This window comes from Phenylobacterium terrae (genome assembly GCF_042681205.1).
Lineage (GTDB): Bacteria > Pseudomonadota > Alphaproteobacteria > Caulobacterales > Caulobacteraceae > Phenylobacterium > Phenylobacterium terrae.
The window spans coordinates 2,464,261-2,482,973 of record NZ_JBHUEY010000001.1; the positions used below are offsets into that span (position 1 = coordinate 2,464,261).

The window sequence follows — 18,713 nt, forward strand, 5'->3', positions numbered from 1 at the left end:
ATATGCGGGCCCATGGCCGACACCATCGCCGAGCCCCTGCTTCAGGGCGCCGCACTCATCAAGGACCAGGTGAAGCGTCTGCCCGACGCGCCCGGCGTCTATCGCATGATCGGCGAGGACGGCGAGGTGCTGTACGTGGGCAAGGCCCGCTCGCTGAAGAAGCGGGTGACGCAGTACGCGCAGGGCCGGTTCCACACCCAGCGCATCGCCCACATGGTCGACCTGACGCGGGCGATGGAGTTCGTCGTCACCCGCACCGAGACCGACGCGCTGCTGCTCGAGATCAATCTGATCAAGCAGCTGAAGCCGCGCTTCAACGTGCTGCTCCGCGACGACAAGAGCTTCCCCGAGATCCTCATCCGGCGCGACCACGAGGCGGCGCAGCTGCGCAAGCACCGCGGCGCCCACACCATCAAGGGCGACTACTTCGGCCCGTTCGCCAGCGCCTGGGCGGTGAACCGCACGCTCAACACCCTGCAGAAGGCCTTCCTGCTGCGGTCCTGCTCGGACAACGTCTACGAGACGCGCACCCGGCCCTGCATGCTGCACCAGATCCGGCGGTGCTCGGCGCCGTGCACGGGCCTGATCTCCATCGAGGATTACCAGGGGCTGGTCGACCAGGCCGAGGCCTTCCTGCGCGGCAAGAGCCGGGCGGTCATGGCGAAGATGGCGCAGGAGATGCAGGCCGCCTCCGACGACCTGGAGTTCGAGCGGGCCGCCCGCCTGCGCGACCGGATCCGGGCGCTGTCGTCGATCGCCCAGGAACAGCAGATCAATCCGGAGACGGTGGACGAGGCCGACGTCTTCGCCCTGCACGCCGAGGGCGGCCAAGCCTGCGTGCAGGTGTTCTTCTTCCGCGCCGGCCAGAACTGGGGCAACCGCGCCTACTTCCCCCGGGTCGACCGGCAGGACGAGGACGTGGACGTGATGAGCGCCTTCCTCGGCCAATTCTACGACGACAAGCCGATCCCCAAGCTGATCCTCCTGAACGTCGAGCCGAGCGACAAGGACCTGCTGTGCGAGGCCTTCGGGATCAAGGCCGGGCGCAAGGTGGAGATCTCCAAGCCCCAGCGCGGCGAGAAGCGCCAGCTGGTCGACCACGCCCTGACCAACGCCCGCGAGGCCCTGGGTCGCAAGATGGCCGAGAGCTCGGCCCAGTCGAAGCTGCTGGCGGGCGTGTGCGAGGCCTTCGGCCTGGAGGGCCAGCCCGAGCGGATCGAGGTCTACGACAACTCGCACATCATGGGGACCAACGCGGTCGGCGGGATGATCGTCGCCGGGCCCGAGGGCTTCCAGAAGAGCCAGTACCGCAAGTTCAATATCAGGAGCACCGAGCTCACCCCGGGGGACGACTTCGGGATGATGCGCGAGGTGCTGCGCCGCCGATTCTCTCGGCTGGTGAAGGAGGAGGAGGCGGGCGAGACGCCGCCCCGGCCGGACCTGGTTTTGATCGACGGCGGCGCGGGCCAGCTTTCGGCGGCGCTAGAGATCATGGCCGACCTCGGCGTCGACGACATCCCGGTGGTGGGCGTCGCCAAGGGGCCGGACCGGGATGCGGGGCTGGAGCGCTTCTTCATCCCCGGCAAGGAGCCCTTCATGCTCGAGCCGAAGAGCCCGGTTCTCTACTACCTCCAGCGCCTGCGCGACGAGGCCCACCGGTTCGCCATCGGCAGCCACCGCACCCGCCGGGCCATCGACATGAAGAAGAACCCGCTCGATGAAATCGAGGGGGTGGGGCCGGGGCGCAAGCGCGCGCTCCTCCACGCCTTCGGCTCGGCCCGCGGCGTCTCGAGAGCCTCCGTCGAGGACCTCGCCAAGGTCGAGGGCGTCAGCCAGCCCCTCGCCCAGCGCATCTATGACTTCTTCCACAAGGCGTAGAGCGCCTTCCCTCCCCTTCAGGGGAGGGTGGCGCGGAGCGCAGCGACGCGACGGGTGGGGGAGTCCTGGCTTGGCGGGCGTTGGACGATCAGCGCCTCGCAGGCTCGTCACTCCCCCACCCCGGTCGGCTGCGCCGACTCGGCCCTCCCCATGAAGGGGAGGGAAGGGCTAAGCTGGCGCCCAGCGCGATTCCGGCGCGTTGAGGCCCACATGCAAGCGCTCCCGAACCTGCTGACCTCCCTGCGCCTGGTGCTGGCGCTGTTCATGTTCCTGGCGCTCGCCGCGGCGGCGGGCGGGGTGCCCTGGCTGTCGGAGCGGCTCACGCCGGAGAGCCAGTTCGGCCTGCAGCGCTGGGCCTTCTGGGCCTTCGTGGTGGCGGCGGTGACCGACTTCTTCGACGGCTGGCTGGCCCGCAAGTTCAACGCCGAGAGCGTCTGGGGGGCCATCCTCGACCCGATCGGCGACAAGGTGCTGGTCTGCGGGGGCGTGCTCGGCCTGATGGCGCTGGGCCCCCAGCCGATGGTGGTGATCCCCGCCGGCCTGATCCTGTTCCGCGAGTTCACCGTCAGCGCGCTGCGCGAGGTGGGCGCCGGCAAGGGCGTGAAGCTGCCGGTCACCCTGCTGGCCAAGTGGAAGACGACGCTTCAGCTCGTAGGCCTGGGCGGCGAGCTGCTGGTCGCCGCCTGGGGCGCCTTCCAGTTGCCGCCGGAGCCGGAGATCCGCGACACCGTCACCTTCGCCGCCCACGCCATCTTCTGGCTGGCCGCCCTGATCACCGTGGTGACCGGCGCCCAGTACTGGGAGAAGACGCACAAGGCGCTGAAGGCCTGAGGGTCCGCGGCTTCGGCCGCGCCTCCCGCTCCAGCCGCATCAGCCGCAAGAGCAACACCCCGCTCGTCTGCACCACCATGCGTGTCTCTCCTCAGATGCGAGTGAGAATGACTTGCAACAATGTCTTTCGCAACCTTTTCCTCCCCTGCGAAGCGGGGGAGGGGGACCGCCCGCCGAAGCCGGCCAAGCCGGCTGAGGCGGGTGGGGGAGGGGGCGAGCCCCCTGCGCGGCGGACGAACAGATCTCAATTGCAGCGACGGATAGCGCCGTGCGCGTGGCTTGCCCTTTCCGCCATCCGCTCTTCGCTCCGCTCGGCGGGTGGTCCCCCTTTCCCATGAATGGCAAAGGAAAGAGGAAGGGGGTCAGCTCATCGGGTTCGCGGGCGGGGGCGGGTCGGCCGGCAGTGGGATGAACTCGCCGTTGTCGGCGTCGGGCAGCTTCATGCGGCCGGCGCGCCAGTCGGCCTTGGCCTGCTCGAGCCGGTCCTTGGACGAGGCGACGAAATTCCATTCGATGTAGCGCTCGCCCACCGGCTCGCCGCCCAGCAGCATGACGATGGCCGGGCCGCCGACGGCGGTGACCTTCACCGTCTCGCCGGGCGAAAAGACGACCATCTGGCCCTCGCGGAAGGTCTGGCCTTCCACCTCCACCGCGCCGCGGGCCACGTAGGCGGCCCGCTCGGGGTATTCGGCCGGGACGCCGGCGGTGGTCCCCTCCTGCAGCACCCAATGGACGTAGAACATCGGCGAATGGACCTTCACCGCCGCCTTCGCGCCGAAGGCCTCGCCGGCGATCAGCCGGGCGAACATGCCCCGGTCCTCGTAGGTCGGCAGATCCTCGCCGCCCTCGTGGTGGGCGAAGCTGGGGTCGGTCTCCTCCGTCTCCAGCGGCAGGGCGACCCAGGCCTGGATGCCGTCCATCCGGCCGCCCTGGGCGCGGAGGGTCTCGAACCGCTCGGAGTGGGTGATGCCGCAGCCGGCCGTCATCCAGTTCACCTCGCCCGGACGAATGGCCTGCGTGACGCCGACGCTGTCGCGGTGGGTCATCTCGCCTTCGAACAGGTAGCTGATGGTGGAAAGGCCGATGTGCGGATGGGGCCGCACGTCCACCTCGCGGCCGAAGCCGGGCTGGAACTGCGCCGGGCCCATGTGGTCGAAGAAGATGAACGGGCCGACCATCCGCCGCCGCGCATAGGGCAACACCCGGCCGACCTCGAACCCTCCCAGGTCCTTGCGCCGCTGGTCGATGACGAGGTCGATCATGGGGAGGGCTCCTTGGATTGGGAGCTCAGCATAGGTCTTCCCTCCCCTTCAGGGGAGGGTGGACGCGATTGCAGCGAAGCGGACGGGTGCTCGAACCGCGCCGGCGTCGGAACTCGGGCGCAAAGCCGCCTGTCACTTCCCCACCCCGGTCGGCTTCGCCGACTCGGCCCTCCCCTGAAGGGGAGGGAAGGATTACCCCTGCGCGCTGATGTACGGGCTGACCAGGCCGAGCGGGGCGGCGGTGGTGTTCTTGACGGCCCGGATGACGATCCGGCTCTCGATGTTGGAGACCAGGCCCAGGGACAGGATCTTGTCGCGCAGGAAGTCGTCGAAGGTGTGCATGTCGCGGGTGACGATGCGCAGCTCGTAGTCGGCCGCGCCGGTGACCGTGGCGCACTGCACCACCTCCGGCAGGCGGGCGATGGCCTGCTCGAAGAACTCGAGGTTGTCCTTGGTCGGCAGGGAGAGCTTGACGGTGCAGTAGACTTCGAAGCCGAGGCCCAGCCGTTCGCGGTCCAGGATGGTCACCCGGCGCTGGATCACGCCGGCGTCTTCGAGCCGCTTGATGCGCCGCCAGCAGGGGCTGGAGGACAATCCGACCCTTTCGGCGATCTCGGCCACCGAAAGCCCGGCGTCATGCTGGATCAGGTCGAGAATCTTGGCATCGACCGCATCAAGCACCTCAGACAAGTTTTTCCTCCCGATCCCCGGCCCACACAGCGTGTTTCTTGCCCAGGAACCCATCCCAGGGGGCACGCCTTTGGTAAGCAATTGCCGCGCTCTTATATGATCTTCTAAAGCGATTAGGGAGCCCCAAAAGGAAGGAATTTGCGATGCGGCACCTAGATGTGACGCTAGACGACAAATTTCTGCTCACCGAGGGTCGAGTCTTCATCACCGGGGTGCAGGCGCTGCTGCGCATCCTGATCGATCGCAAGCGGCTCGACCGGGCGGAGGGGCTGAGCACGGCCGGATTCGTCTCCGGCTACCGCGGCTCGCCGCTCGGCGGCCTCGACCAGCAGGCGCACCGGGCGGAAAAGCACCTCGCCGAGCACGACATCCTCTTCAAGGAGGGGCTGAACGAGGACCTGGCCGCCACCGCCGTCTGGGGCAGCCAGCAGACCAACCTCTTCCCCGGCGCCCGCTACGACGGCGTCTTCGGCATGTGGTACGGCAAGGCGCCGGGCGTCGACCGCACGGGCGATGCGTTCAAGCACGCCAACTTCGCCGGGACCTGGCCGCGCGGCGGGGTGCTGGCCGTGGCCGGCGACGACCACATGTGCAAGTCGTCCACCCTGCCGTCGCAGTCGGAGTTCGCCTTCCAGGACGCCGAGATCCCGGTGCTGGCGCCGGCCGACGTGCAGGAGGTGCTGGACTACGGCCTGATCGGCTACGCCATGAGCCGGTTCTCCGGCCTGTGGGTCGGGCTGATCGCGCTGGCGGACACCATGGACTCCGGCGCCACCATCGACGTGACCCTGTCGCGTCACCGGATCGTCACGCCCGCCAACTTCCCGATCCCCGCCGGCGGCCTCGGCATCCGCACCAAGGACCAGCCGCTCGACAAGGAGCGGCGGCTTCGGCTGCACAAGATCCCCGCCGCCCTGGCCTTCGCCCGCGCCAACCGGATCGACCGGGTGGCCCTGGCCTCGCCTCGGCCCAGGCTCGGCATCGTCTGCCAGGGCCAGGCCTACAAGGACGTGATCGAGGCCCTCGCGGCCATGGGCCTGTCCCTGCCGGAGGCGGCCGCGCTCGGCGTCACCATCTACAAGGTCGGCATGCCCTGGCCGCTGGAGCCGACCGGCGTGCGCGCCTTCGCCGCCGGCCTCGAGACCCTGATGGTTATCGAGCACAAGCGCCCGCTGGTGGAGCAACAGGTCCGCGCGGCCCTCTACGACCTGCCCGACCACGCCAAGCCCAGGATCGTCGGCAAGGTCGACGAGCGCGGCCACCCGCTGCTGGCCCAGGTCGGTTCGCTCTCGGTCGCCGAGATCGCGCTCGCAATCTCCGACCGCCTGCCGCCCGGCCCGCATATGGACGAGGTGAACGACTACCTCAGCCGGGTCAGCGCCGCGGGCGTCGCGGCCGTGACCCTGGCCGCCGAACAGCAGCGAAAGCCGTTCTTCTGCTCGGGCTGCCCGCACAACACCTCGACGCGGCTTCCGGACGGCAGCCGCGCGCTGGCCGGCATCGGCTGCCACTACATGGCCAGCTTCGCCGACCCGAACACAGACCTCACCAGCCACATGGGCGGGGAGGGGCTCTCCTGGGTCGGGGCGGCGCCCTTCACCGACGAGAAGCACGTCTTCGTCAACCTGGGCGACGGCACCTACAACCACTCCGGCTCGCTCGCCATCCGCGCCTCGGTCGCGGCGAAGAGCAACATCACCTACAAGCTGCTGTTCAACGACGCCGTGGCCATGACCGGCGGCCAGCAGGCCGAGAGCGGCTTCACCCCGGCCCAGATCACCCGCCAGCTCGCCGCCGAGGGCGTGACGAAGACGGTGATCGTCGCCGACGATCCCTCCCGCTACGAGGGCGTTTCCGACCTTGCGCCCGGCGTGACGGTCCATCCCCGCTCGGAGCTGATGAGCATCCAGCGGGAGCTGCGCAAGACGCCCGGCGTCACCGTGCTGCTCTACGACCAGGTCTGCGCCACCGAGAAGCGGCGCCGGCGCAAGCGGGGCAAGATGCCCAAGGCCGAGCAGCGGGTGATCATCAACCCGCTGGTCTGCGAAGGCTGCGGCGACTGCTCGAAGACCTCGCACTGCGTGTCGGTCGAGCCGCTGAACACGCCCTTCGGCCGCAAGCGCAAGATCAACCAGTCCACCTGCAACCAGGACTACAGCTGCCTCGACGGCTTCTGCCCCTCGTTCGTCACCGTCGAGGGCGCGGAGAACCCCCACGCCCACGAGCTGCCGGCGCTGACGGCGGACTCCACGCCGCTGCCGCAGTTCGAGGCCCTGCAGGGGGTGCGCAACATCGTCTTCACCGGCGTCGGCGGGACGGGCGTGACCACGGTCGCCTCGATCCTGGCCATGGCCGCCCACGTGGATGGCCGCTCGGCCAGCGTGGTGGACATGACCGGCCTGGCGCAGAAGGGCGGGGCGGTCTTCTCCCACGTGCGCATCGGCGAGACCGAGGAGACGCCGATCGGCGGCCGCGTGCCCGCCGCCAGCGCCCATGTGCTGATCGCCTGCGACATGATGGTGGCGGCCGGCGCCGACGCCCTGGCGCTCTACGCCAAGGACCGGACGGTGGCGGTGGGCGATGCGGACATCGCCCCGACCGCCGACTTCGTCACCGATCGCGACGTGCGCTACGACGCCAATGGGTTCACCCGGCGGATCGCTGCGGCGACGAAGAGCTTCGACGCCTGCCCGGCCCAGACCCTGGCCGAGACCAAGCTGGGCGACGCCATCTTCGGCAACATGATCATGCTGGGCTTCGCCTGGCAGAAGGGGGTGATCCCGGTCTCCAGCCGCGCCCTCTACCGGGCCATCCGGCTGAACGGGGTGGAGGCCGAGGCCAACCTGCAGGCCTTCGAGATCGGCCGCATGGCCGCGCATGATCCGGCCAGCCGCGGCCACCGTGAGGCCGACGTGCCCACGCCCGAGACCATGCCGCTGGACGAGCTGATCGCCCACCGGGCGGCCGAGCTCGAGGCCTACCAGGACAAGGCCTACGCCCGCCGCTACCTCGACCGCATCGCCCAGGTCCGGGCGGCCGGTGACGACGACCTGACCCGCGCCGCCGCGCTCAGCCTCTACAAGCTGATGGCCTACAAGGACGAGTACGAGGTGGCCCGCCTCTACACCGACGGCCGCTTCGCCGCCTACCGTGGCGAGACCTTCCAGGGCGGCAAGGACAAGGTCTGGCTCTCGCCGCCGCTGCTGGCGCCGAAGGACAAGGAGGGCCGGCCGAGGAAGCTGGCCTTCGGCGGCTGGATGCTCGGCGGCGCCTTCCCGACGCTGGCGAAGTTCAAGCGCCTGCGCGGCACGCCGCTTGATCCGTTCGGCTACACGCACGAGCGCCGGACGGAGCGGGCCCTGATCGGCCGCTATGAGGCGGGCCTCGAGCGCCTCCTCGCGGGCCTTGCTCCCGAGCGCCGCGCCACCGCCCTGAAGCTCGCCGCCCTGCCGCAGCAGATCCGCGGCTTCGGCCACATCAAGGCCGCCTCCATCGAGGCCGCCGAGGCCGAGGAGGCGAAGCTGTGGGCCGAGTGGGAGCGGGCGAGGGCGGTTCAAGCCGGACGGTAATCCGCCGCCGTCATCCCGGCCGCAGGCCCGCCCGAGCGGGCCGAAGAGCCGGGACCCAGACGTGCCGAGCGCGCCGCTGGGTCCCGGATCGGCCTTGCAGGCCGTCCGGGATGACGGGCTTTGCCGTGTCAAAGGCGCAGCTTAAGGCCTCGACGCGGCGCGGCCCTTGCCCCTAGGCTCGCCGCGAACCGCCACGCGAAGGACGCCCATGGCCACGCCCGCCGACGAGACCGCCGCCCCGCCGGCCCGCAGCCTGCTGCAGCGCTACTGGTTCGACGTCGTCCTGTGGAAGCGGATCTTCGGGGCTCTGGTGCTGGGCGCCATCGCCGGCGCGCTGCTGGGCGATGCAGCCGAGTCCATCAAGTGGGTCGGCGACCTGTTCATCCGGCTGATCCGGATGGTGGTGGTGCCGCTGGTCTTCGTCTCCATCGTCGCCGGCGTCACCGGCATGGGCGATCCGCGCCGCCTGGGGTCCATCGGCGGCAAGACGCTGTTCCTCTACCTCTGCACGACCGTGGTGGCGGTGATCCTCGGCCAGGCGCTCGGCGCGCTGATCGGCGTCGGCCAAGGCGTCGTCTTCGAAGGCGTCAAACCGCACGTGCTTGGCGAGCCGCCGACGGTGGCCGAGCAGCTGATGGGCATCGTGCCGCTGAACCCGGTCGAGGCCCTGGCCGGCGGCGACATCCTGGGGGTGATCTTCTTCTCGATCATGGTCGGCAGCGCCATCCTGGCCATCGGCGAGAAGGGCGAGCCGCTCCGCAAGGTGTTCGAGGCCGGCGTCGACGTGATGCTGTTCATCGTCCGGGTGGTGATGGAGGTCGCGCCGTTCGGCGTCTTCGCCCTGATCGCCTGGGTGGCGGGCACGCAAGGGATCAGCGTCTTCGTCCACGTCTTCTACCTGGCGGTCGCCCTGGTGGCCGGCTGCGCCCTGCAGGTGATCCTCACCCACGGCGGGCTGATCCGTCTGGTCGCGCGGCTGCCGGCGCGGCCCTTCTTCCGCGACATCTGGGACGCCGTGCTGGTGGCCTTCTCCACCTCGTCCTCGGCCGCCACGCTGCCGGTCTCCATGCGGGTGGCGGAGAAGAACCTCGGCGTGTCGCACACCGTGGCCTCCACCGCCCTGCCGATCGGCACCACCGTTTCGATGGACGGGACGGCCCTCTACATCGGCCTGCTGACCATGTTCGCGGTGCAGGCGTTCGGGATCGACCTGACCTTCACCCAGTACCTGCTCGCCGGCCTGACCACCGTGCTGGTGGCGGTGGGCACCGCGCCCATCCCCTCGGCCTCGCTGTTCATGCTGGCCGCGGTGCTGAGCTCGATCGGCGTCAGCGCCGAGCAGACGGCGCTGGTGGTGGGCTTCGTGCTGCCCTTCGACCGGCTGCTCGACATGACCCGGACGGTGGCCAACAACACCTCCGACCTGGCCGTCGCGGTCACCGTCGCCAAGTGGGAGAACGAGCTCGACGAGGAGTCCTACCGGGCTAAGCCCGTCGAGTAGGCAGGAGCCAGGCCATCAGCGCCGCTGCGGCCAGGGCGCCGGCGAGCTGGCCGGCGACGAAGCCCGGCGCGGAGGCGGGCGCGATGCCCGCGAAGGTGTTCGACAGGCAGCGGGCCAGGGTCACCGCCGGGTTGGCGAACGAGGTCGAGGCGGTGAACCAGTAGGCGGCGGTGATGTAGAGCCCGACGGCCATGGGCGTGAACGCCGGCCGCAGCCGCACGCAGCCGAGGATGGTGACGATCAGCCCGAAGGTCGCCACGGCTTCCGAGAACATCTGCGACGGGCCGGCGCGCAGCTTGGCCGACACTTGCCACACCGGCTCGGCGAACATCGCGTGGGCCGCCCAGACGCCGGCGATCCCGCCGACCGCCTGGACCAGGGCGTAGGCGGCCGCGAGCCCCGCGCCGATCTCCCGCCGAAGCGCGAAGACCAGCGTCACTGCAGGATTGAAGTGGGCGCCGGAGAGCGGGCCGAACACGACGATCAGGACCGTAAGGCCGGCGCCGGTGGCCAGGGTGTTGGCGATGAGGGCGATGGCGTCGTTCCCGCCGGCCAGCCGCTCGCCCATGATCCCGGAGCCGACCACGACGGCGAGCAGCATCGCCGTCCCCAGCGCCTCGGCGGCGAGCCGCCGCGACAGGCTGACCGGCTCGAGCGGCGGCTCGAGGCTGGCCTCGTCGCTCATCCGGCCGGCGCGTCCGCGTGTCGGCCGATCTCGGCGAGGCGGTTCTGCAGCGACATCCGGTCGATGGAGGCCAGCGGCAGCTCCAGGAAGAGGCGTATCCGCGTCCCCAGCTGACGGCAGGTCTCGGCGAAGGCGGCGGCGATCTCCGCATGGCTGCCCTGGACCGCCGCGGGGTCGGGCACGCCCCAATGGGCGGTGACCGGCTGGCCCGGCCACACCGGGCAGGTCTCGCCGGCCGCGTCGTCGCAGACGGTGAAGATGAAGTCGAGTTGCGGCGCGCCTGGGGCGGCGAACTCGTCCCACGACTTGGATCGGAACGCGCTCGCCGGGAAGCCCAGGCTCTCCACCAGCGGGATGGCGTGCGGGTTGACCTCCCCCTTCGGGAAGGAGCCGGCCGAGTAGGCCTTGAACCGGCCGGCGCCCAGCTTGTTCATCAGCGCCTCGGCCAGGATGGAGCGCGCCGAGTTGCCGGTGCACAGGAACAGGACGTTGTAGACGCGCTCGGTCATGGGTCAGCAGGCCTTGCAGGCGCGGGCGGCCATCTCGGCCACCGGGCCGCAGATCTCCGGCGCGCCGCTGCAGCAGTCCTCCATCAGGAAGCCCAGCAGGTCGCGCATCCGGTCATAGGCGGCGGTGTAGATGATCGACCGGCCCTCCCGCCGGGAGCGGACCAGGCCCGCGCCCGAGAGGATGTTGAGGTTGGCCGACAGGGTGTTGGGCAGGGAGCCGGTGGCGCGGGCGATCTCGCCGGCGGCCATGCCGGGATCGCCCGCCCTCACCAGCAGGCGGTAGACCTCCAGCCGCCCCGGGTGGGCCAGGGCGGAGAGGGCGGCGACGGCGCTCGACGTTTCCATGGTTCCGGAACTTAGGAGATCATCCGGGCGCCGCCAACCGCGCATTTCAGGCCGCCGCGCAGCCGCACGACCTGGCCGGAGCGGGCTCGCCCGCCGGGGCGCCGCAGCAGGCGGACGCGGCGGCCTCGGCCTTCAGGGTCGGCCCCACGTCCTCGCCGTAGGTCGTGATCTCGCCGAAGGTGTGGAAGGTCTCCCACTTCAGGCCGGAGGGGTCCGCCACCCAGGTCTTGTCGCTCTTGGCGTAGCAGCAGTTGGCGCCGGCCTCGTCGAAGGTCGTCTCGCCGGCCGCCTTCAGCCGCGCCGACAGCTCGGCCAGCTCCTCGGACGTGTCGGTCTGGACGCCGACGTGGTCCACCCCGAACGAGGCGCCGCCCCGCTGCGAGATGGCCAGGTTCACGCGCGGGTCTTCGAGCATCCACTTGGCGTAGTCGGGCTTGAGCACGCTGGGCGGGGCGCCGAACAGGGTCTCGTAGAAGCGGATCGACTGGCCGAGGTCCTCGACGGCGACATGCAGGTGCAGGCGTTTCATGGGGCAGCTCCTTTCGTGTTGAAGATCGAATATTCCAGAAATATCGAACAATCAAGCGCGAAAATGAGAACCGCATGGGCGCCTAAGTGGAAGCCGGCCCGGCGCATCACGCGCCGGACCGGCAGTGGGGATCGCTGTAAGGGCCCGGCCCGGGCTGAGGCCCCGCGGGGGCGGGGCCGCCCACCAGGACGGCCGACGCCATCAGCCCCGCCGCCATCAAGGCGGCGATCACCTGTCCCCCCGGCCTGGGCTGACGCTCGGGGAGGAGGCTGGCGTCAAGCCGCACGGCTGAGCACGCGGCCTTCGCCGGGGATGTCCGGCTTGGCGGCGGCCCGTTCGGCCAGCAGGGCCCGTTCCAGGCTGAGCTCGCCGGCCCGGCGGGCGGCCTCGATCAGGGTGATGTCGATCAGGTCACGCTGGGCGTTGCTGCCGCCGAACCGGTAGGCCCGGTTGCGCACCTCGCGAAGCCGCTCGACACAGCCGCCCCAGTCGCCCTCGCCATAGGCCTGGATGCCCTGGATGAGCGGCAGGCCGACGACCCGGACCGCCTCGGCGTTGTCGCCCGGGCCTTCCAAGGCCGCCTTCTGGGCCGCCAGCACCGCCTCGATCCCCTCGCGCCGGCCGGCGCCGACGAAGGCCATCGTGGCGTGGGCGTCGTCGAAGGCCGAGCGGCCGAACGCGGCCTTGGTCTCGTAGACGTCGGCGATCTTGCCCCAGCGGGCGCCCACGTCGACGCCGGCCAGCTGCAGCCGCCAGAGCATGGCGGCGGCGTCCACCATGTCCATCAGCACCTGCGAGGGCTCGCCGTAGATCGGGCCGTCCCAGAGGTTCAGCACCTCCTGGACGTCGCCGAGGCCCAGGTGGAAGAGCCCCAGGTGCCACCAGTTGTGGACCTGGAAGAAGCTCTCCTCGGTCCAGCTCGGGATGTCCTCGCGCATGAAGGCGATCCCGTCGGCGCGGCGGTCCTGCATCTCCAGCACGTGGGCGACCGCGTGGCGGGCCCAGCCGTTGCGGGGCTGCAGCTCCACGGCCTTGCGGCCGAGGGCCTCGGCGCGGCCGTAGTAGCCGGCCTCCTCCAGGCCGAACGCGGCGAAGCCGAGCACGGCGTGGTAGTCGGGCTGGCTCTCCGACCAGAAGGGCAGGGCCCGGGCGATCCGGTCGCGCATCATCCGCGCATCGCCCGTGAAGTAGTCGCAGAGCTGGCCGAAGTGCAGGGCCAGCGCATCGCGCGGATGCTCGATGGCGACGTCCTCCAGGATGCGGCTGGCGCACTGGATCTCTCCGCCGACGAGCGCGGTCAGGGCGGCGATGTGGCCCTTCTCGCGGTCGTCGCCGCCGAGCGCGACGGCGGCCTCGTAGGCGGCGAAGCCGTCCGCCTGCGCTTCCGGCGGCGCCCCCACCAGGTTCATCCAGGCCTTCAGCACATGGGCCATGGTGAAGCCGGGGCTGTCGGCGATGGCCTGCTCGATCAGCTCCGGCGCGGGGCCGGCGTAGCAGTGGAAGCAGTCCACCGCTTCATTGTAGGCGTCCACCGCGGCTGCGCTGGCGCCCGAAACGATCAGCCCGGAAATGTCTCTCCGATGCATGGTTATTCTCCTCTGTTGGGGGACAGAGGGGTACGTCCGTGCCGCATCAGCCTCTAGTGATCGCGCGGTCTCTTTTCGCCGGTTCCCGATTTCACCGTTATCTGAGATACTTGCGGCTCATCAAACAACCGGGACGGGGCCAATGCCGACCGACGTGGCGACCAAAACTGTACCGACGGTGCAGTCCGAGCCGCGCTCCAAGGGCGAGCGCACGCGCGACCGCATCCTCGACCTGGCCTACGAGGCCGTCATCCGGAAGGGGTTCGCGGCCACCTCCATCGAGGAGCTGGTGGAGGCGGCGGGGATCACCAAGTCCGGCTTCTTCTACCACTTCAAGGACAAGAACGACCTCGCCCGCCAGCTGCTGGAGCGCTACCAGGCGAACAACTACGTCTACCTCGACGAGCTCTCCGAGCGCGCCCGTGAGTTGTCGGACGACCCGCTGCACAGCTTCCTCATCTTCCTGAAGCTGTACGCCGACGACATGCGCGACCACCTGACCAACATGCCCGGCTGCTTCATCGCCGCGGTCACGGCCCAGGACCAGTCCTTCGATCGCGAGGTGGTCCGCATGAACGCCGAGGGGATCCTGGCCTGGCGGCAGCGCTTCCATGGCTGGCTGGAGGAGATCGCCAAGGCCTATCCGCCCCGGCGCGAGGTCGACCTGCTGGCGATGGCCGACGCGGTGCTCACCCTGTCGTCCGGCGGCGTCACCTTCGCCAAGGCGCTGCGCGACGCCGATTGCATCGCCCGCCAGATGCTCCTGTATCGGGAGTCGGTGCGGCTGATCTTCGCCGGCTAGGCGGCTCGGCCAAGCTGGTCTAAGCCCAGGACCGATGAACGATTTCGATTTCGACGCCCTGGTGGTTGGGGCCGGGGCGGTCGGCCTCGCCTGCGGCTATGCGCTGAGCCAGAGGGGCCTCACCGTCGTCGTCCTTGAGCAGGACGCCGCCATCGGCCAGGGGGTCTCCTCGCGCAATTCCGAGGTGATCCACGGCGGGCTCTACTATGCCACCGGTTCGCTGAAGGCGCGGCTGTGCGTGGCCGGCCGGCGGCGGCTCTACGCCTTCCTGGAGGCCCACAACGTCGCCTTCGACCGCTGCGGCAAGCTGGTGGTGGCGACCACGCCGGACGAGGTCGAGCGGGTCGCGACGGTGCTCGAGCAGGCCCGCGTCAACGACGTGGAGGGGATGGTCGAGCTCACCCGGGCCGAGGCGCTGGCGCTGGAGCCGCAGCTCCACTGCGAGATGGCCCTGCTCTCGCCCGAGAGCGGGGTGTTCGACAGCCACGGCTACATGCTGGCCCTGCAGGGGGAGATCGAGGCGGCCGGCGGCGCGGTGGTGCTCTCGACGCCCTTCGAGGCCGCGACGCCGCTGGAGGGCGGCGGCTTTTCGGTCCGCGCGGGCGGCGCCGAGCCCACCACGCTCAAGGTCCGCTACCTGGTCACCGCGCCGGGGCTGGCGGCGCAGGGCGTGGCCGCCCAGATCGAGGGCTTTCCCGCCGACCGGATCCCGCCCCGCCGCCTCGGCAAAGGCCGCTACTTCCGCCTGCAGGGCAAGGCGCCGTTCGCCCGGCTGATCTATCCGCCGCCGATCCCCGGCGCGCTCGGCACCCACTACCGTCGCGACCTCGGCGGCCAGGCGGTGTTCGGCCCCGACCTCGTCTATGTCGAGGAGGAGGACTACGCCGTCGAGCCGGAGGCGGCGGAGGGCTTCTACGCCTACATCCGCAAGTTCTGGCCGGGCCTGCCGGACGGGGCGCTGGCTCCCGACTACGCCGGCATCCGCCCCAAGCTGCACGGCCCCGGCGAGCCCCAGCCCGACTTCCGCATCGACGGCGCGGACGTCCATGGGATCGCAGGGCTCGTGACCCTGTTCGGCATCGAGAGCCCCGGGCTGACCTCCTCGCTGGCGATCGGCGAGGAGGCGGCGGGACGGCTGGGGCTTTCCTAGACCTCTCCCCGCACGGCGGGGAGAGGGTAGGGTGAGGGGCGCGCGGCCATACGGCCGCGCCCGGCGCGAAGCGACGGAACCACGTGCGGGCGCAGAGGCCCCCCTCACCCAACCCTCTCCCCCCGCCGGGCGGGGGGAGAGGTCTAGTTCCCCGTGAACTTCGGCTTGCGCTTCTCGCGGAAGGCCAGGATCCCCTCGCGGTAATCCTCGGAGCGGCTGGTCAGCAGGTACTGGTCGCGGTCCATGTAGATGGACGACCAGGCGGTGGCGCCGGCGATGGCGTTGATCGCCTCCTTGGTCATCCGCACCGACACCGGCGGCAGAGCGACGACGCGGTCGGCGAGGGCGCGGGCGGCGGAGAGGGCGGCCCCGTCCTCCACCACCTCGTCGGCCAGGCCCTGATCCAGGCAGGCCGGCCCGTCCAGCGCCTCGCCGAACATCACGAACCGCTTGGCCTTGGCCGGGCCCATCAGCGAGACGATGCGGGGCAACACCCGCCAGCTCATGTTCATGCCCAGCGGCACCTCCGGCAGGCGCAGGCTGGCCGAGCGGCCCATCACGCGGAAGTCGCAGCTGACCGCCAGGGCCGCCGCTCCGCCGATGCAGAAGCCCTCGATGGCGACGATCGTCACCGCCTCGATCTCGTCCCAGGCCTTGCACATGTCCGGCCCGCCCATCACCAGGCGCCGGCCCTCCAGCAGGCCGTCGGCGTCCAGCCGTCGCGTGCGCTCGCGCAGGTCCGCGCCGGCCGAGAAGAAGCTCTCCGCCCCGGTCAGGATCACCGCGTGCACGTCGGTCCGCAGCCGCAGCATCCGTGCGACCTCGGTCAGTTCCTCGATCAGCTCTACGCTGAGCGCGTTGCGGGCCTCGGGCCGGGCGAGGGCGACCTCGGCGACCGCCTCGCGGCGTGTGACCCGGATCAGCCGCCAGTCGTGTTCGAAGGGGTCCAGCTGGGCCATCGCGCCGCTCCTTATTCTCGACCCGAGACTAACGCGAGCCAGGCCGAGGATACCAAGCGATCCGAACGGCGTTGTCGCAATGATGGCCGACGACCAAGGACCTAGTCCGTCGCTCTATGACCCGCGCCTGGCGGCGCAGATCATCGACAACGCCTTGGACTACGCCATCTGCACCATCGACCTGGACGGGCGGATCACGAGCTGGAGCCCGGGCGCCGAGCGGATCTTCGGCTACACGCCCGAGGAGGCGGCGGGCATGGACGTCGCCACCCTCTTCACCCACCCGGACGCGGCGGCCGGGGCCCACCGGCAGGAGATGGAGAAGGCGCTGGCGGACGGTCGGGCCGAGGACAGCCGGTGGCACATCCGCAAGAACGGGGAACGGTTCTGGGGCAACGGCGTGGCCATGCGGCTGGAGGCCGGCGACCTCACCGGCGTGGTCAAGATCCTGCGCGACGAGACCGGCTCGCGGCTGGCCGAAGAGCAGCGGGTGCTGTTGCTGCACGAGCTGAACCACCGCATCCGGAACACCCTGGTGACCGTCCAGTCCATCGCCGAGCAGACCCTGCGCGCCTCGGGCCTGGACCCGGCGGTGCGGGACGACTTCACCCAGCGGCTGATCGCCCTCTCCAAGGCCCACGACGTGCTGGTCGAGGAGAGCTGGGCCGGCGCCGACCTTCAGGCCATCGTGGACCAGGCCCTGGCGGCCCATGTCCGCCCTGACCGCCCCGCCCTGACCGTCGACGGGCCGCCCGTCCGCCTGAGCCCTCAGCAGGCGGTCGCCATGTCGCTCGTGCTCCACGAACTCGCCACCAACGCGGTCAAGCACGGCGCCCTCAGCGCGCCGGAAGGGCGGGTGACCCTGACCTGGAACTTCGCCCTGGACAGCGAGGGCGGGCGGCACCTGACGGTGCTGTGGGAAGAATCCGGCGGCCCCCCGGTGAGCCGGCCGACGCGGCAGGGGTTCGGCTCACGCCTCATCGCGCGCAGCTTCGCGGCCGAAAGCGGCGGGCGGGCGGAGGTGGACTTCCGCCCCGAGGGCGTGCGCTGCATCCTCCAGGTTCCGCTCTCCCAGCCCAGCGAGCTGCCGATGCTGAGGTTGCCGGAGCGCGAGCCGAACTGAGCCTACCGGCGCGGGACCAGCTTCAGCACCCGGCCCTTGGCGTTGTCGGTGGCGACGTAGACGGCCCCGTCCGGCCCCACGACCACGTCGCGGATCCGCTCCTCGAGGTCGGTGAGCAGCCGCTCCTCGCCGATCACCCGCTCTCCGTCGAGGGCCAGGCGCGCCACGTGCTTGCCGCCCAGGCCGCCCACCAGCAGGCTTCCCCGCCATTCCGGGAAGAGGCCGGCCTGGTAGAAGGCCATGCCGGACGGGGCGATCACCGGGTCCCAGTAGTAGATGGGCTGCTCCATGCCTTCCTTCTGGGCGATCCCTTCGCCGATCTTCGGGCCGCTGTACTCGACGCCGTAGGTGATGGTCGGCCAGCCGTAGTCCTTGCCGGCCTCGATGATGTTGATCTCGTCGCCGCCCTTCGGCCCGTGGTCGACCACCCACAGCTTGCCGGTCTGAGGGTGCAGGGCCGCGGCCTGCACGTTGCGGTTCCCGATGGCGTAGATCTCCGGACGGGCGCCCTGGCGGTCGACGAAGGGGTTGTCGCGCGGGATCGATCCGTCTGGATTGATCCGCACGATCTTGCCCAGCGCGCTGTCCATCTGCTGGGCCTGACGACGGCCGGGCAGGATCGACCGCTCGCCGAGGGTGACGAACAGCGTCCCGTCGCGGGCGAACACCAGCCGGCCGCCGTAGTGCATGGTGGAGGCCAGCTGCGGCGCCTGGCGGTAGATGACCTGGACGTTCTCGACCCTCGGCTGAGCGCCGTCCGTCAGCCGCCCGCGCGCCACCGCGGTGTTGGTCATCCCGCCCTCGTGGCCCTCGGCGTAGGCCCAGTAGATCAGGCCGTTGTTCCGGAAGTCGGGGTCCAGCGCCAGGCCCAGCAGGCCGCCCTGGCCGCGGGCGTCCACCGCCGGCAGGCCCGCGACGGGGGGCGAGAGCTGGCCGTCGGCGGCGACGATCCGCAGGCGGCCGGGCTTTTCGGTCACCAGCATGCGCCCGTCCGGCAGGAAGGCGACGCCCCAGGGCTTCTCCAGCCCCTCGGCGACGGTGACCACATCGTAGGCGACGTTCGCCTTCATCTCCGGCGCGCGGGTCTGCCCGGCGAAGGCCGGCTTGAGGAAGTCGGCGTTGGCGGGCCGGGTCTCCAGCGGACCGCCCGTCTGGGCGGCCTTGGGCGTCGCCGGCGTCTGGGCGTCACCCGGCCCGCAGGCGGCGGCGAGGCCGGCGGCCAGGCCGGCGAAGATCAGGCGGCGCATCGAAGTCTCCATGGCTCCCCTCTCGTACTCTCCATATCGGCCGCCCG

The 18,713-nt window shown here is 70.6% G+C and carries 16 protein-coding genes; 7 read left to right on the top strand and 9 right to left on the bottom strand.

The window, feature by feature from the left end:
* The first annotated feature begins 12 nt into the window (after positions 1–12).
* Positions 13–1,878 (top strand): excinuclease ABC subunit UvrC, encoded by a 1,866-nt coding sequence (gene uvrC, locus ACFSC0_RS12380; RefSeq protein WP_377283851.1) that lies wholly within the window; start codon positions 13–15, stop codon positions 1,876–1,878.
* A gap of 210 nt (positions 1,879–2,088) precedes the next feature.
* Positions 2,089–2,709, top strand: coding sequence for a CDP-diacylglycerol--glycerol-3-phosphate 3-phosphatidyltransferase (gene pgsA / locus ACFSC0_RS12385; RefSeq protein WP_377283850.1), 621 nt, complete (start codon positions 2,089–2,091; stop codon positions 2,707–2,709).
* A gap of 362 nt (positions 2,710–3,071) precedes the next feature.
* On the opposite strand, the gene ACFSC0_RS12390 is transcribed toward pgsA, so the two are convergent.
* Together ACFSC0_RS12390 and ACFSC0_RS12395 are read right to left on the bottom strand one after the other, a co-directional pair.
* The gene (locus ACFSC0_RS12390) at positions 3,072–3,971 is read right to left on the bottom strand and encodes a pirin family protein (protein WP_377283849.1); all 900 of its coding nucleotides are present in this window, start codon (positions 3,969–3,971) and stop codon (positions 3,072–3,074) included.
* A 192-nt stretch (positions 3,972–4,163) separates the two neighbouring features.
* Positions 4,164–4,661, bottom strand: a complete 498-nt coding sequence (locus ACFSC0_RS12395; protein ID WP_377283848.1) for an Lrp/AsnC family transcriptional regulator — start codon at positions 4,659–4,661, stop codon at positions 4,164–4,166.
* A 143-nt stretch (positions 4,662–4,804) separates the two neighbouring features.
* Between ACFSC0_RS12395 and ACFSC0_RS12400 the strand changes: the two genes are divergently transcribed.
* A complete protein-coding gene (locus tag ACFSC0_RS12400; RefSeq protein ID WP_377283847.1) occupies positions 4,805–8,230 on the top strand; it encodes an indolepyruvate ferredoxin oxidoreductase family protein in 3,426 nt (1,141 codons plus the stop codon).
* Positions 8,231–8,438: 208 nt separating this feature from the next.
* Entirely contained in the window at positions 8,439–9,731 is a 1,293-nt protein-coding gene (locus ACFSC0_RS12405) for a dicarboxylate/amino acid:cation symporter (RefSeq protein ID WP_377283846.1), read from the top strand.
* Here ACFSC0_RS12405 and ACFSC0_RS12410 read toward each other — a convergent pair.
* From ACFSC0_RS12410 to ACFSC0_RS12430, 5 genes are all read right to left on the bottom strand, one after another.
* The gene (locus ACFSC0_RS12410; RefSeq protein WP_377283845.1) at positions 9,715–10,416 is read right to left on the bottom strand and encodes an aquaporin; all 702 of its coding nucleotides are present in this window, start codon (positions 10,414–10,416) and stop codon (positions 9,715–9,717) included. The genes ACFSC0_RS12405 and ACFSC0_RS12410 overlap by 17 nt on opposite strands.
* The gene (locus tag ACFSC0_RS12415; protein ID WP_377283844.1) at positions 10,413–10,925 is read right to left on the bottom strand and encodes an arsenate reductase ArsC; all 513 of its coding nucleotides are present in this window, start codon (positions 10,923–10,925) and stop codon (positions 10,413–10,415) included. Before ACFSC0_RS12415 ends, ACFSC0_RS12410 begins: the two co-directional genes overlap by 4 nt.
* A 3-nt stretch (positions 10,926–10,928) precedes the next feature.
* Entirely contained in the window at positions 10,929–11,270 is a 342-nt protein-coding gene (locus ACFSC0_RS12420; RefSeq protein WP_377283843.1) for an ArsR/SmtB family transcription factor, read from the bottom strand.
* 46 nt (positions 11,271–11,316) lie between these two features.
* A complete protein-coding gene (locus ACFSC0_RS12425; RefSeq protein ID WP_377283842.1) occupies positions 11,317–11,799 on the bottom strand; it encodes an ArsI/CadI family heavy metal resistance metalloenzyme in 483 nt (160 codons plus the stop codon).
* Between the two features lie 275 nt (positions 11,800–12,074).
* The gene (locus tag ACFSC0_RS12430; RefSeq protein WP_377283841.1) at positions 12,075–13,385 is read right to left on the bottom strand and encodes a tetratricopeptide repeat protein; all 1,311 of its coding nucleotides are present in this window, start codon (positions 13,383–13,385) and stop codon (positions 12,075–12,077) included.
* A gap of 142 nt (positions 13,386–13,527) precedes the next feature.
* Between ACFSC0_RS12430 and ACFSC0_RS12435 the strand changes: the two genes are divergently transcribed.
* Both ACFSC0_RS12435 and ACFSC0_RS12440 read left to right on the top strand, forming a co-directional pair.
* Positions 13,528–14,187, top strand: a complete 660-nt coding sequence (locus ACFSC0_RS12435; protein WP_377283840.1) for a TetR/AcrR family transcriptional regulator — start codon at positions 13,528–13,530, stop codon at positions 14,185–14,187.
* Positions 14,188–14,221: 34 nt separating this feature from the next.
* A complete protein-coding gene (locus tag ACFSC0_RS12440; protein ID WP_377283839.1) occupies positions 14,222–15,337 on the top strand; it encodes an NAD(P)/FAD-dependent oxidoreductase in 1,116 nt (371 codons plus the stop codon).
* 143 nt (positions 15,338–15,480) lie between these two features.
* On the opposite strand, the gene ACFSC0_RS12445 is transcribed toward ACFSC0_RS12440, so the two are convergent.
* Positions 15,481–16,296: an enoyl-CoA hydratase/isomerase family protein gene (locus tag ACFSC0_RS12445; protein ID WP_377283838.1), complete on the bottom strand. Its 816-nt coding sequence runs from the start codon at positions 16,294–16,296 to the stop codon at positions 15,481–15,483.
* 82 nt (positions 16,297–16,378) lie between these two features.
* Here ACFSC0_RS12445 and ACFSC0_RS12450 point away from each other — a divergent pair, with 82 nt between their 5' ends.
* Positions 16,379–17,419: a sensor histidine kinase gene (locus ACFSC0_RS12450; protein WP_377283837.1), complete on the top strand. Its 1,041-nt coding sequence runs from the start codon at positions 16,379–16,381 to the stop codon at positions 17,417–17,419.
* 2 nt (positions 17,420–17,421) lie between these two features.
* On the opposite strand, the gene ACFSC0_RS12455 is transcribed toward ACFSC0_RS12450, so the two are convergent.
* Positions 17,422–18,666 (bottom strand): PQQ-dependent sugar dehydrogenase, encoded by a 1,245-nt coding sequence (locus ACFSC0_RS12455; protein ID WP_377283836.1) that lies wholly within the window; start codon positions 18,664–18,666, stop codon positions 17,422–17,424.
* Positions 18,667–18,713 lie beyond the last annotated feature (47 nt).

Bases quoted from the DNA above. Each gene is read 5' to 3' on its own strand.
- uvrC (WP_377283851.1), top strand. From the start codon at position 13: ATGGCCGACACCATCGCCGAGCCCCTGCTTCAGGGCGCCGCACTCATC.
- pgsA (WP_377283850.1), top strand. From the start codon at position 2,089: ATGCAAGCGCTCCCGAACCTGCTGACCTCCCTGCGCCTGGTGCTGGCG.
- ACFSC0_RS12390 (WP_377283849.1), bottom strand. From the start codon at position 3,971: ATGATCGACCTCGTCATCGACCAGCGGCGCAAGGACCTGGGAGGGTTC.
- ACFSC0_RS12400 (WP_377283847.1), top strand. From the start codon at position 4,805: ATGCGGCACCTAGATGTGACGCTAGACGACAAATTTCTGCTCACCGAG.
- ACFSC0_RS12405 (WP_377283846.1), top strand. From the start codon at position 8,439: ATGGCCACGCCCGCCGACGAGACCGCCGCCCCGCCGGCCCGCAGCCTG.
- ACFSC0_RS12410 (WP_377283845.1), bottom strand. From the start codon at position 10,416: ATGAGCGACGAGGCCAGCCTCGAGCCGCCGCTCGAGCCGGTCAGCCTG.
- ACFSC0_RS12415 (WP_377283844.1), bottom strand. From the start codon at position 10,925: ATGACCGAGCGCGTCTACAACGTCCTGTTCCTGTGCACCGGCAACTCG.
- ACFSC0_RS12420 (WP_377283843.1), bottom strand. From the start codon at position 11,270: ATGGAAACGTCGAGCGCCGTCGCCGCCCTCTCCGCCCTGGCCCACCCG.
- ACFSC0_RS12425 (WP_377283842.1), bottom strand. From the start codon at position 11,799: ATGAAACGCCTGCACCTGCATGTCGCCGTCGAGGACCTCGGCCAGTCG.
- ACFSC0_RS12430 (WP_377283841.1), bottom strand. From the start codon at position 13,385: ATGCATCGGAGAGACATTTCCGGGCTGATCGTTTCGGGCGCCAGCGCA.
- ACFSC0_RS12435 (WP_377283840.1), top strand. From the start codon at position 13,528: ATGCCGACCGACGTGGCGACCAAAACTGTACCGACGGTGCAGTCCGAG.
- ACFSC0_RS12440 (WP_377283839.1), top strand. From the start codon at position 14,222: ATGAACGATTTCGATTTCGACGCCCTGGTGGTTGGGGCCGGGGCGGTC.
- ACFSC0_RS12445 (WP_377283838.1), bottom strand. From the start codon at position 16,296: ATGGCCCAGCTGGACCCCTTCGAACACGACTGGCGGCTGATCCGGGTC.
- ACFSC0_RS12450 (WP_377283837.1), top strand. From the start codon at position 16,379: ATGGCCGACGACCAAGGACCTAGTCCGTCGCTCTATGACCCGCGCCTG.
- ACFSC0_RS12455 (WP_377283836.1), bottom strand. From the start codon at position 18,666: ATGCGCCGCCTGATCTTCGCCGGCCTGGCCGCCGGCCTCGCCGCCGCC.